Genomic DNA, 12,937 nt, shown 5'->3' with positions numbered 1-12,937 from the left:
TCCTCACCTATAGTTAGTTACTTAATGAATAAGTATACTTTACCACATCTGCGCGGCATTAATGAAGCAAGCCCCTGGTACGGACAGCTTCCACCGCTGCAACGCGAGATGAGACGGAAAGTTTGCTGTAGACATTAATGATATGCGTCTTGACAGTAGCCAGCGAGATGTTCAAGCGATCCGCAATTTCCGGATTCGTGTAACCTTGCGATAGCTCATAATTCCCCTGTGGAACCCGCCGCTTCAGCTTGGTGGACAACAATATAGAATCGTATACGGCTACCTGTGTCATCTCACCCTCCCGGGCCTTAGTGATGTAGTCTGATTGTAGGTGGAGGAGGGTAATTTTAGCAATACGAGATCAGTTTTTTTGAACATATTTCCTGTGCAGCTTGAACATCGTGATCGACAGAAAGAGACCTATTAACAGGACCGGATACAACCATGGCCAGAGCTGGAACCCTGCGGTGTGATGTTCCAAGTTTACGGCTGCGTGAAGGATTTGCTTTTGCGGCAGAACGGACACGATGGTGTCTAGAACAGGGTTGTTCGGGCTAAAGGAATAGAAGCTACCCGCCAGAATGGTTGATAGCGCCAGTACACTGTTACCCAGCATCGAGGCGTTATCCGGCTTGTCAAAAAGTGTATACAGCAGCATGGCGATAGAGATGCCCAAAATGATAATCATTAGAATCAGCAGGGCGTACTGTACAAGCGTGAGGCCAATCGCGAAGCCTGATATTTTCATGACAACAAGTGCCAGAAATACAGGTATAAACGTGGATATACAATACAGGATATGTGCTGCCAGATAACCGATCAAGGAGACCGGAGAGATAATAATCCGCTCAAGCTGGCCCTTCTCCCGATCCTCTGCAAAAGTGAACAGATTCATAAACGTGCTCATCAGCAGAAACAGCATTAGAAAACCGATGATATTACTCCCAATTCCTCGATCTCCTTGCAGCACAGGCGCGGGAGCCTCAGGATGCTGAAGCAGATTCAGGAGCATCGCTTCGTATTCATCATTTTTGAGCGTGGTAATATTGTACTGCCCATCCCCCTCCACTTTAACAATGGCATCATACCGGTGTTTGACGAGTGTGGACCTCGGCGGATCTTCAGGCAGAATATCGATGTTAAGAAGCTCCGAATGAACCGGTACCGTATCAGCCTCACTAATCAGCGCAATATGGCCTCTGACCTGCTGAAGATTGGTAAAATAGACGGCTAGTGCAATCATGCCCAGCATCAACACTGTCATAATCACTACCAGCGGCAGGCGGGTGAGCATCCGGGAGTAGTTATTTTTCAGAATCGTCAGCATACATAATCCTCCGTTCGGAACAGCTTCACACAGCCCAATACCAGCAGCACGGAAATCAGTATACTAACGGCCAGCACTGGCAGGAATGAGGACAGATCCCCGTCGACAATGATGGAGAAGAACGTATCGTTCAACCATTTTACAGGGGAGAGCTTTGAGATCAGGGACATTGTTCCGCCCAGGCCATCCCAAGAGAAGAACGTGCCGCCCAGGAAAGCCAAAATCGCAATCACATTGCTGAGCAGCGTACTGGCCCCTTCTTCCGCCTTGAACACACAGCAGAACAGTACGCCTAGTGCGCATGCGGCGAATTCAACCGGTACCATCAGCAGAAGCAGGTAACCCACATGGGTACCGTCAAAATCCAAATGGAGCAAGAGCACAAGCGCGGCCAGTACCAACAGATGACAGAGATAATTGAAGACGCACGACGTAACGATTTTGGAAAAATAGATCGGAAAGCTGCCCACCGGAGAATGGATGATGCGCAGATTCGCTTTCTTGATATCTCGTTCCATAAAAATGTTGGTTGCCGTCATTGCCCCGTTCAAGATCCCGTACCCCAGAAAGGTGACCGTGTAGTAAAGGTAGGCATCGGAAGCATGTTGGTATGCGCCGCTATTCAGAAAGCCCATAATCAGAACGATCAGGAAGAAAAAAAGAGTGTTATAGCCGATCAGCACCGGACTCTTCACCATATTCTTAAGGTCCATTCGGCAAATATGCATAAACCCGCTCATCATTGCTCTCCCCCTTAATCGCGCAGCTTGCGGCCGGTCAGTTTGAGAAATACCGTCTCGAGACTAGCCGTCTCGCTCGCCACATTGCGGATTCTGATCCCGCTATCCGTTAGAAGCGCAATAATCCGGTCCAGGTTCTCAATATCCTTGAGACAAGTCACTTCAAGCTGCGACCCGTTGATCTGGACAGATTTCACACCGGTAATGCTGTAGAACGACTTATCCTCCACATTCTTCTCCGTTTCGATTTCAATAATATAGCGCTTCTCTTCCTGAATCTCTGCCTTGAGCGTCTCTTTCGTACCCTCGGCGATAATCGCGCCATGATCCATGATGATAATCCGTGATGAAATCGCCTCAACCTCCTCCATGTAATGGGTCGTATACAGGACGGTCATCCCACTATCGCGCAGTTGCTGAATACTATGCAGAATGTGGTTGCGCGACTGGGGATCGATTCCGACAGTAGGCTCATCCATGATCACCAGCTCTGGATTATGGGCAACGGCACACGCAATGTTAAGTCTGCGCTTCATGCCGCCCGAGAACGTCTTCACCTTGTCATGTCTACGGTCGGCAAGTCCGGCTAAAGCCAGCGCCTCATCCGTCGCCCGGTTCAGCTCTTGACCACGAAGACCGTACAATCCAGCGAAAAAGCGGATGTTACGCTCAGCCGATAGCTCTTCATATAGCGCAATATCCTGAGGGACCACGCCGAGCTTCTTCTTGTAGCCACGCAACACCTTGCTAAGGACCTCTCCTTTATAAAAGAGTTCACCGCCATCGCTCGACAGTGCAGCTGTCAGGATGTTGATCGTCGTGCTCTTCCCCGCACCGTTGGGCCCCAGGAAGCACAGGATTTCTCCGCGTACCACTTCGAAGCTGATTCCCTTTAGAACCTTGTGATCTTTGAAGCTTTTTACCAAGCGCTTTACACTCAATATTTTTTCCATTTTTTATCATCTCCTGAGCCCTATCCTAACTTAAAACGGACATAAAAAAATCAACCTTCCGGTGGAGTGAAAGGTTGATTTTTCATCCTTCTTGAGGATGAGGGGCCTCTACATCGGGCGGCTGAGGAGATCTTGCTTGTTCAGCGCCGACTGTGCAGCTGCATATTTACTGGGCATGACGCCTACCGTATTCTTGAAGATACGACTGAACAGATGAATGCTGGAGAACCCGGTTTCCTCCGCGATCTCGGTCAAATTCTGTCGTCCCCGGAGAATTCGTAGCTTCGCCTGTTCAATTCGGACATGCTTCAGATAATTATGAATCGTAATGCCAAGCTGGCTTTTGAACAAGTAGGACAGATGATTCGCTGTTACACCTGCATGTTTGCCAATGCACTCGTTGCTGAGCTGAGGATCATGATAATGCTCATGAATATAATGAATGGCGCCTTCCAGCAGCGGCCAGCCTTTCGTTAACTTGCCCTCCGCCTCCCCCGGAAGGGAGTGGCTCTTCATAAAGGTGTAAAGCAACTCCAAACAGATGGATTTGAGCAGCAAGGGGCTGGCTGGTGATGGATCGCTCAGTTCTTTTTGCAGCATGAGGAATTTCTTCTTCATATCCATCCGGTCTGCTAAGGCCAAGCGGGTTACCGGGGCGATGGAGGCCAGCTCCATCTCCTCTTCCCTGTGCTTCATGGCGTCGGGACGCCCCGCATGCCTATGCTCGTCATAGTAGAGATCAAAGTGTAGAATACACTGCACCAGCGGGAGCGCCGAGGAAGACTTGATGATATGGGGCATGAAAGGATGCATCAAGAGCACATCCCCTTCCTTGACCAGATATTTCACGCCATTCAGAAAGAACTCTGCCTCACCCTGATCAATATAGGTGTACACATGATCCGGATCCATCCATTCTCCGGCTAGTGAAGTGGACTTCTGAATTCTAGCGGCTCTGACATAGGGCGAAATATGGTTAATCCAAGACTGCTCCACGGCTGCGGCTCCCTTCTCTCTGCGGTGTCTCCATCCTGCAACGGATTTACGCTTTGACCGGAATCAACAATTCCTTCTCTACATAATCACGGCAGGTCTTCATGCTATCATACGGGGTATTCGTCGTTTCGTCCACTTCAAGCGTTACCCAGCCGGTGTACTGAATTTCTTCCAGCGACGCAAGTACCTCTTGGAAGTTGACCGCCCCTCTTCCTAGCTCGCAAAAGAAGGGTTCGTTCTCATTGCCACCCTCGGCCTTCTGCTTCGTCAGGTCTTTGAGGTGGACATAAGCCACTCTATCACGGTAAGTTTTAATGATCTCTGACGGGTCCATGCCAGCTCCCTTTAGGTGAGCAGAATCCGGTGCCAGGTAGACATATTCCGGATCGGTCAGGTCCATCAACGTCTCCAGTTCGTTCTGATCCTGAATTTCCGTCCAGAGGTGAGGATGCAGACAAGCTTTTACTCCCAGGGCTTTCGTCTGCTTGGCTAGTTCATTGATTGTTTCAGCTGCGACTTTGAGTTCTTCCAATGTAGTTGGCTGCTCTCTTGTCCCACCAGGACCCAGCACAAGAATCTCTGCGCCCAATTCCGCCAGAAGCTTGGCTAGCCGCACATTATGACGGATGATGTCCTCTCGGTTCTCCAAGTTTCCAAAACGCTGATGCTGCCCGTCCGGCATCCCGCCGTATAGCCCAGTGATCACTAGTCCGTATCCGGCCAGCAGTTCCTTGAACTCTTCCGGCTTGTCTTCGAACTGGAGCGCAAAGGACGCCCACGGTTCGATTCCACGAAAGCCAAGTTGAGAAATCTCTGTCACGGCCTGAAGATGATTCTGGCCCCAAGTGATGGCATGAGCAGCGATTTTACCTTTGAATTCAGTCATGAATAGGTCTCCTTATTGGCAGGGCTTCACGTACCAGCGCGCTAACCCTGCCCGTTCTCTTATAGCCCTAGCCCTAGTGGTACGAACACTTTATCAAATCCTGCCTTTGAGCGAGCCAGCAATTCCTGCGAAGTCTGCCCGCTACCCGGGGCCAGCACTTCCTGAGCAATAACGCCGTTATAGCCGATCTTCACGAGACTTTCCACGAAACCAGCAAGATCGATCACACCTTCGCCAGGATACAGACGGTCACCATCCTGAAGTTCAGGAATTGGCAGGTCCTTGGCATCATTGATATGAGCATGCGTGATTTGCCCCGGTTTCAGCTTAAGCAGATCATCGGTAGTTAGCCCATTCGTGTACCAATGGTAGGAGTCTAGTAGCAGACCGACATTACGGGAGTTGATCGCCTCCATCCACTCAAGCGTATCCTCCATCGTCCAGATGAATGGATTAGCCCACTGTGTGCGCAGGTGGTTACTGCCGACAAACTCCAGACCTAGCGAGATGCCGTACGCCCCCAAGATGTCCGCGCACAGTCTCAACCGCCGTGTAGCAGCAATCATGAATGGAGCCGCTGGCAGATCAGTGGAAGGCAAAATGTACGTGCAACACGCCTTACAATTAAGCGCGGCCGCTGCTTCCGACACCCGTACAAGCTGTTCTAATCCTGCTCGGAAATTCTCTTCCGTGCTCCGCCAATCCACATCCAGGCTGAAGGAACCGATGGTAATCCCGGTGCTTTCCAGCAGTTCTAATGCTTTTTCTTGTCCAAGCTCCTGGATCAGCTCTAGCGGATTAAGATCCACCGCCTGAAACCCGAACTCAGCCGCACTTCTGATATACTCTTCATTTGACGCAATCTCACCGAGACCCGCCGTAGTCAATCCTCTTAACATGTCTTTGTCCTCCTTAGGCCCAGTTAAATAGCACACCGTTGTATTGGTCTTTATTGTTTCTTAGTCCTGCATAAGCTTCACTAGCTTGCTCTGGCTTGATCACATGGCTGATCAGCGGCTCGATCTGCAGACGGTTCTGCTGCATCAGCTCGAAGACGATCTTGGAATTACGCACCAGCGAGTGCTTCACGAACTGATTAGGTTCTGTCGGATAACGCCACTCATGCGCCCCTTTGAACGTAATACAGCCACGGTTATACAGATGGCAATAGTTGAGTACTTCCGTAATATCTGTGTTGTACTCTCCACGCGGACTGCCCAGCAGAATGATCTCTCCCTGGCTGCCGATGTACTCTAGACTGTCAACTGCAACCTTGGAGATCCCAGTAGCTTCTATATGAGAGGATACACCCTGACCGCTAGTAAGCGCCATCAATTCTTCTTTTACTTTACCGCTGCTACCATCTAGCGCATAATCCACACCACATGCACGAGCTGTCTTGAGTCGTTCCTGCGACAGGTCGACCCCGATCACCGTTGCACCTTGCAAGCGGGCCAATTGAGCGGCTAGATTGCCGACCAATCCAAGACCGGATACACTTACCTTGTCGCCAAGCTCAATGTTCGACACGCGAACCGAAGTGAAAGCCACAGTCGCCATGCGAGTGAAAGGAACCCATCTCAGATCTAATCCGTCCGGCACCTTCAGTACAACGTCCTTAACCTCCAGCACCTGGTATTCGCTATGACTGCCATAGTGGAAGACAGCATCTCCAACTTGTACATCCTTAACGCCTGCACCCGCTTCAATAATTCGGCTAACGCTAGCATAACCTGGGTTAAGCGGGAGCTTGGCCCACCACTCTGTACCCGCCAGCATCGCCAGCTCCGTTCCGGGGCTAATTAGCGAATATATTAATTGAACAAGGACTTCATTCTCCCCAAGAGTTGGAGCTGTAAACGCCTCTTCCACCGTTTCTACTTCATTTGGGCTGACGAACATAATTTTCCTATTTCTCATTTGTGTAGTCACTCCTTCAGGTTCATTGATCCCTTTAAATGTATGGTTTTTTGAGTAAATTGTCTTTACCTGAATTCATGATTTTTTGTCTAAAACTACGATGTCGATACACCTGTTCTACGTCACTGTAATCCCACGCCAAAAAGCCGTCACTCCACTGCTTCCAGTGTCGAGACGGCTTCGTCCTGTGTCATGCGCCGCTTAATCAAAAAATGAATTACATGCAATCAAAATGATGATAATCCCACTTAATACGGTACTGAATTGCCCTAGAGTAAACGAACCGATCCGCACGCCAGACAGCTTTCGCCCGAGAACCACACCGAGCCACACCGTCACATAACTCCCGATGGCCGCCGTTAGAGATATTGCCAGCGGAGACAGTCCGATCAGCCCTGCGCCTATGCCGTTCGTGACTGCATTCGCGGCCAAGGCCACCCCCAGGACCATCGCTTCCAGAATGCCTATCGAGCCGGATTTATCTTTATCGGCCAGTTCTGGATTTTGTAGAATTCCGGTCAGCGATCCCCCCCCTTCCTCACGGGCTCCTTCACTCTCTTGAACAGCTTCCCGCTTCTTACGCGGTGCCGCTAGCAGAATGATCCGCACCCCGATGATAAAGAGCAGCAGGGCGCCGATCACAACGGGCATTACACCGGGTAGCACCTTGGCCATCCATTGACCCGAGAGAATGCCGACCATACTGAGAATGAAGCAGATCACCGCGATGATTAAATTTGAGAAATGGTTAATACGGATGCCACGAATCCCATAAGATATTCCAACACCTAAATTATCCAGACTGGATGAAAGGGCAAAGCCGGCAATGAGAAGCCACGCTACCATGGTTTGGTTCACTCCTTGTTTCTGTTTACAGTCATACTATTGAGATATACGCAAAATGGTGCGCGTCCCAAGTAAAATTGTTGAGATTTCCTCAACAATTGATATCAACACCACCCTGTACAGGAGGTGAAATTCACATGTCCAATGAGAAGAGAAGCCCTGACCTTGGCGAGATACTGACGACTTTGCTCAAAGAGCGCAGACTCTCCATGCGGAAGTTGAGCGCGCTGACCGGCATGGATACCGCAACAATCTCCCGCATCGTGAACGGCAAACAGCGGGCCAAGCCAGAGCATCTGAAGGCGTTCGCCCTGCATTTGGAAGCCCCCCTCACCGATCTATTCCAGGCCGCCGGTTATGGCGCTGCCGCGCCCTCTCCCCCCGTTCCGATCTCCGACATTCTTTCCTCCATCACCAGCATCAAGGAAACCCTACAGGCCTTCAACCTGATCGATCATCATTTCACCGCAGAGCTGGTTCAACGGGAACTCAGTAAATACGAACCGTATGTCCTCACCGAAGAAGGCGCACGAAAGATTCATAACGATTTCCCCGACAAAGTAAAAAGCGTCAACGGTGCAGGACCGTTCATTGAAGAACTGCATCGCATGTATGAGCTTTACAGCAGCACCGACCTCCCTGCGGAGGAACGTGCTATCTTGGGCAGCGGATTGTTTTATTTTGTCTCGGCGACTGACATCATTCCGGACTATGTTTTCCCGCTGGGTTATCTGGATGATGCTATCGCTGTGCAGATTGTGATGGAGCGGTTGCAGGAGCTGAGGAGTCGATCGGGGATATAGGGGAGAATTAGATGCTGATGGCAGTGTTATCTATAAAAAAGCCGTCCCCCTGTGTAGCTTCTCTGCTGGGTGACGGCTTTTTGATGTGCTTTTGCAGCTTGAGTTTCTTCATCTCCTCAAGATGTTCACTCTAATGTAACTGTAAATACCAACACTTCCGTAGCAATTATTGTAAATATCGACAATCACAAATAAAATAATAGACAATGGAAGTTTTTCCGCATCCATTGTCCATTATTCTGAGGAGGAAATTATGAAAAGAATATTGAAGATATTTTTGTGTGCGACAGTTATTTCAATGGCAGTTGGAGTAAATAGTGCTTATGCATCTCGGGAACATCCTAATATTTATATCAACAATGAAAAAATGGACATCTACGCTAATATAACTTCGCTTGGTACTACGCTTGTTCCTATGCGCCCAATCTTTGAAAAGTATGGAATGACGGTTGAATGGGACAATTTAACTAAAACTGTAACTGCAAAGAAAGGCGAAAACACAATTAAATTAACACATAATTCATATGAAGCATTTTTTAATGGTAACATAGTCCCCTTAAACCAAGCACCATCACTTGAGCCAAGTAGTAATATATTTTACGTAAACTTAAGATTTATATCCGAGGCATTGGGAGCAACAGTCTCATGGACAAAAACAGAAAATGATGCCTCAGTCTACATCAATTTTCCCGAGTGAATCCCTCTACCTGCTTCACACCATCAATCCTATGAATACCGGTTTTTCGGGATCTGCAGACCAAGATGGCCCCTTAACGTATCGCTCTCATAATCTAACCGAAACAATCCGCGCTTCTGTAGCTCTGGCACAAGCAGCTCCGTGACATCAGCCAATGTGCCTGGTACTTCACTATGCAGAATAAACCCATCCGCCGCTCCTGTTTCGAACCACTCCTGCATCCGATCTGCTACTTCAAGGGGTGAACCGAAGAAAGTCGGCTTTGGCTCGGCAAATGCCAGCACAGTCTGGCGTAGGGTCAAACCACGCTCGCGGGCTTTTCGTTTGATGCGATCGGTAAAGCTTTGAAAGCTTTTGCTGCCAAGTGTCCCTACATCAGGGAAAGGATCATCCAACGGATACTGCGTGAAATCGTGGAAATCGAAAAACTGTGCAAAATATCGGAGCGACTGGTCAAATGATTTTAACGCAGCGATCTTAGCATACTTTTCCTCAGCCTCTTCCCTTGATCGACCTATAACAATATTGGCGCTTGGCATAATGATCAATTCAGACGGATCACGTCCGGCTTCGCCAGCTTTTCGCTTCAGATCCTTATAATACTTCCTTGCTTCCTCCAAATTGCTAATACCAGTCATGACCGCATCAGAGTGAACCGCAGAGAAATCCTGCCCATCCGCAGAAGAGCCCGCTTGAAAAATAACCGGATGACCCTGGCGCGATCGGGCAATATTCAGCGGTCCTTTCACAGAGAAAAATTCGCCCCGGTGATTTAGACTATGCAGCTTACTCGGATCGAAAAAGACTCCGCTATCTTTGTCCCTCACAAAGGCGTCATCTTCCCATGAATCCCATAAGCCGCGGGCAACAGACAAATACTCACTGGCTATCCGATAACGCGTGTCATGCTCAGGATGATCTTCCTCTGATTTGCTGAAATTAAGCGCTGCCGCACGCATACCGGTCGTCACTACATTCCAGCCCGCTCGTCCACCGCTGATATGGTCGATGGAAGCAAGCTGCCTCGCACTTGTATAGGGATCACTATATGTCGTGGATAATGTACCAACCAGACCGATGCGCGAAGTGGCGTGTCCCAGTGCAGACAACAACGTCAAAGGCTCCAAATGATTGACATAGTGCGGTGTCGATTTCTCATTTATATGCAGGACATCCGCGATAAAAACAAGATCCAGCTTGCCAGCCTCCGCAATCAGCGCCTGTTCACGGTAGAAGTCGAAGGCAATACTCGCGTCAGACCTGACCCCGGGATGCTTCCATGCGCTAACACTTGATCCTACGCCATGAATCATCGCACCTAGTTTAATTTGTCTGCGGTTTGTCGTCATGTCGGCCATCATCCTTTCAGTTACTTCTATCTGGTACTCCTACTGCCGGTATCGAAGCGACTCAAGAATTGCCTCACCCGCTCATTACGGCTTTCTTCGAAAATATGATTCGGTGTCCCGTCGTCAGAAATAATGCCCTTCTCCATAAAAATAACACGGTCCCCGACCTCTCTGGCAAAATTCATCTCATGTGTCGCGACAACAAGCGTCATTCCTTCCCGGGTCAGCTCCTTCATGACGAGCAGCACTTCACCCACCAGCTCAGGATCGAGCGCAGACGTTGGCTCATCGAACAGCAGGATGGCCGGCTCCATCGCCAATGCACGCGCAATTCCGACCCGCTGCTGCTGGCCACCGGATAGCTGGGCTGGAAAACGATCGGCGAATTCGCCAAGGCCGACCTTGTTCAGCAGCAATTTTCCGCGCTGTATAGCATCCGCCGAATTCCATCGTTTGACCACGATTAGCCCCTCAATGACATTCTCCAATGCTGTGCGGTGGGGAAACAATTGATGGCTTTGGAACACCATGCCGGTCTTTTGCCGGTAACTGGTCAGCTCGCGTGTTTTCTTCTTGCCTCCATCCCCAAAGGACATTGACAATCCATCCAGTTCGATCGTGCCTCTATCTGGAATTTCCAGCAAATTCACGCAGTTGAGCAAAGTCGATTTCCCTGATCCGGAAGGACCGATGACAATCGTCGTCTGTCCTTTTGCGATATGCAAGTCGATCCCCCGAAGAACTTCTGTCGGACCGAAGCTTTTACGCAATTGCGAGATCGTTAACATGTTCGCCGCCTCCTTCCCCTCATTTAAAGCGAATACTTTCCGAATTTGTTCTCCAGCCGATGTTGAAAGATCGTGAGTACAGAGCAGATCGCCAAATAATAGCCGGCAGCCACAATGTAGAGCAGCATCGGTTCAAACGTGGAGGCAGCAATTTGCTTCGCTACGCCAAATAAATCCGGCAAGGTGACGAGTGCAGCGAGTGAGGAGGTTTTAAACAAGCTAATGAACTGGCTGCCGAGCGGCGGGATGCTGATCCGCGCCGCTTGCGGCAAGATTACACGCCTTAGCACCTGAAAGGGCGTCATCCCAAGGGAATACCCCGCTCTCCACTGCCCCTGGGGCAGTGACTTGATCGTTGAACGCATAATTTCAGAGCAATACGCTGCTTCCGACACCGTAAGAGCGATGACAACCGTGGGAAATGCAGGTAGGATGATGCCAAAACTCGGCAGCCCGTAAAAGATAATGAACAATTGGACAAGTATCGGCGTGCCCCGGATAATCCACACATAGAATCGTGATGGCATCCGCAAATAGGGTTTATGTGACAAGCCTGCCAAAGCGATCAGCAGAGCAAAAATCAGCGAAAGCCCGAACGAAAGGATGGACAACGGTATCGTATATTTAAGCATCCCCTGCAGCAGCGGCCACAACGAGTGGAGGAAAACGTCCCACAATCTTTCCGCGCGCTCCTGACTCATGTCGTTTCTCCCTTCTCCATCCTATTTTAGTACATTTTCTCCGAACCATTTGACGGACAGCTTCTCGTAAGTGCCATCCTCCTTCACGCTCTTCAGCGCCTCGTTAAATGCCGCAGTGACGGTTCCGTCCCCGCCCTTAACCAGCGGCAGTGCAACAATTTCTTGAGTATCTGCCTCAGCTGCGGCTCTCAGCTTTAGATCCGGACGGCTTTTCTTAAGTTCAAGGAAATACAAATTGTTGAAAATAATTGCGTCAACCCGTTTATTCTTCAGGAGCTCAAGACTTTCGCCTTCCGGCACAAGCTCGGCCCCATAGGATTCGGCCAGTTTACCGTAAATACTCGTGTTAGAGCCGTAAACCTTTTTACCCTTCAGATCTTCAAAACTGTTGATGTCTTTCGTCTCATCCAGCACTATAAGCGTCGGATACGAAATCAGATACGGATCGGTAAAATCGTACTTCTCCTTACGTTCGTCGGTTACCCCGATCTGATGGATGGAATCAAAGCGTCCCGCGTCCAGACCAGCCAGCATGCCGTCCCACTCCGCTTCTTTAAACACTGGCTTCACACCTTCGACGCGATTCCAAACCTCCGTAAGCAACTCGATATCAAAGCCCGTCAACGGACGATCATTGCCCTCTTCATGGAAAGCATAGGGTGGATAAGTCCCCGTAGTAGCGATGACAAACTCGCCTTTCTCTTTTAGCTTGTCCAGCGAAGTCTGCTTGGTAGCCGGTGGATTAGTAGAAGGAGCTGCCTCTGATTCACTGCCTTTATTGTTGGAGCATCCTGACACGATTAACGCCAGAGTCAATACTGTAATCATAGATAAGCTTTTTATTTTAAACATTTCATTCGCTCCTTGGCTATTTAGTTGTGCGTGGCCTCTCGCATGCCCACATCATATTACACAGTTATACAATCTGTAT

General features: G+C 49.5%; 15 protein-coding genes. 2 read left to right on the top strand and 13 right to left on the bottom strand.

Annotation, left to right across the window (positions count from 1 at the left end; genetic code table 11):
* Positions 1–58: 58 nt before the first annotated feature.
* The 9 genes from ACFVRY_RS06780 to ytaF all read right to left on the bottom strand — a co-directional run bounded on the left by ACFVRY_RS06780 (position 59) and on the right by ytaF (position 7,668).
* A complete protein-coding gene (locus ACFVRY_RS06780; RefSeq protein ID WP_387498600.1) occupies positions 59–292 on the bottom strand; it encodes a helix-turn-helix transcriptional regulator in 234 nt (77 codons plus the stop codon).
* A 69-nt stretch (positions 293–361) separates the two neighbouring features.
* Complete coding sequence (locus ACFVRY_RS06775; protein WP_387498598.1) at positions 362–1,327, bottom strand: ABC transporter permease; 966 nt, start codon at positions 1,325–1,327, stop codon at positions 362–364.
* On the bottom strand, positions 1,321–2,070 hold the full coding sequence (locus ACFVRY_RS06770; RefSeq protein WP_387498596.1) for an ABC transporter permease: 750 nt from the start codon (positions 2,068–2,070) through the stop codon (positions 1,321–1,323). Before ACFVRY_RS06770 ends, ACFVRY_RS06775 begins: the two co-directional genes overlap by 7 nt.
* Positions 2,071–2,081: 11 nt before the next feature.
* Positions 2,082–3,020: an ABC transporter ATP-binding protein gene (locus tag ACFVRY_RS06765; protein ID WP_387498594.1), complete on the bottom strand. Its 939-nt coding sequence runs from the start codon at positions 3,018–3,020 to the stop codon at positions 2,082–2,084.
* Between the two features lie 108 nt (positions 3,021–3,128).
* On the bottom strand, positions 3,129–4,016 hold the full coding sequence (locus tag ACFVRY_RS06760) for a helix-turn-helix domain-containing protein (protein WP_387498592.1): 888 nt from the start codon (positions 4,014–4,016) through the stop codon (positions 3,129–3,131).
* Positions 4,017–4,062: 46 nt separating this feature from the next.
* Positions 4,063–4,902: a sugar phosphate isomerase/epimerase family protein gene (locus tag ACFVRY_RS06755; protein WP_387498590.1), complete on the bottom strand. Its 840-nt coding sequence runs from the start codon at positions 4,900–4,902 to the stop codon at positions 4,063–4,065.
* A gap of 59 nt (positions 4,903–4,961) precedes the next feature.
* Positions 4,962–5,801 carry a sugar phosphate isomerase/epimerase family protein gene (locus tag ACFVRY_RS06750; RefSeq protein WP_387498588.1) on the bottom strand — a complete coding sequence of 280 codons (840 nt, stop codon included), beginning with the start codon at positions 5,799–5,801 and terminating at the stop codon, positions 4,962–4,964.
* 13 nt (positions 5,802–5,814) lie between these two features.
* Positions 5,815–6,822, bottom strand: a complete 1,008-nt coding sequence (locus ACFVRY_RS06745; RefSeq protein WP_387498586.1) for a zinc-dependent alcohol dehydrogenase — start codon at positions 6,820–6,822, stop codon at positions 5,815–5,817.
* A gap of 201 nt (positions 6,823–7,023) precedes the next feature.
* Positions 7,024–7,668, bottom strand: a complete 645-nt coding sequence (gene ytaF / locus ACFVRY_RS06740; RefSeq protein ID WP_387498584.1) for a sporulation membrane protein YtaF — start codon at positions 7,666–7,668, stop codon at positions 7,024–7,026.
* Positions 7,669–7,805: 137 nt separating this feature from the next.
* Between ytaF and ACFVRY_RS06735 the strand changes: the two genes are divergently transcribed.
* Positions 7,806–8,471, top strand: a complete 666-nt coding sequence (locus tag ACFVRY_RS06735) for a DUF1232 domain-containing protein (protein WP_387498807.1) — start codon at positions 7,806–7,808, stop codon at positions 8,469–8,471.
* A 253-nt stretch (positions 8,472–8,724) separates the two neighbouring features.
* Complete coding sequence (locus ACFVRY_RS06730) at positions 8,725–9,168, top strand: copper amine oxidase N-terminal domain-containing protein (RefSeq protein ID WP_387498582.1); 444 nt, start codon at positions 8,725–8,727, stop codon at positions 9,166–9,168.
* A gap of 29 nt (positions 9,169–9,197) precedes the next feature.
* Here ACFVRY_RS06730 and ACFVRY_RS06725 read toward each other — a convergent pair whose 3' ends face one another.
* The 4 genes from ACFVRY_RS06725 to ACFVRY_RS06710 are packed head-to-tail and all read right to left on the bottom strand — an operon-like array spanning position 9,198 to position 12,858.
* Positions 9,198–10,517: an LLM class flavin-dependent oxidoreductase gene (locus ACFVRY_RS06725; protein WP_387498580.1), complete on the bottom strand. Its 1,320-nt coding sequence runs from the start codon at positions 10,515–10,517 to the stop codon at positions 9,198–9,200.
* 26 nt (positions 10,518–10,543) lie between these two features.
* Positions 10,544–11,305, bottom strand: coding sequence for an amino acid ABC transporter ATP-binding protein (locus ACFVRY_RS06720; RefSeq protein ID WP_387498578.1), 762 nt, complete (start codon positions 11,303–11,305; stop codon positions 10,544–10,546).
* A 23-nt stretch (positions 11,306–11,328) separates the two neighbouring features.
* Complete coding sequence (locus tag ACFVRY_RS06715) at positions 11,329–12,006, bottom strand: amino acid ABC transporter permease (protein WP_066362325.1); 678 nt, start codon at positions 12,004–12,006, stop codon at positions 11,329–11,331.
* A gap of 21 nt (positions 12,007–12,027) precedes the next feature.
* Positions 12,028–12,858 carry a transporter substrate-binding domain-containing protein gene (locus ACFVRY_RS06710; protein ID WP_387498572.1) on the bottom strand — a complete coding sequence of 277 codons (831 nt, stop codon included), beginning with the start codon at positions 12,856–12,858 and terminating at the stop codon, positions 12,028–12,030.
* Positions 12,859–12,937: the final 79 nt, after the last annotated feature.

Source organism: Paenibacillus sp. NPDC057934 (assembly GCF_042887565.1).
Lineage (GTDB): Bacteria > Bacillota > Bacilli > Paenibacillales > Paenibacillaceae > Paenibacillus_AQ.
This window is presented reverse-complemented; position numbering and strand designations above follow the sequence as displayed.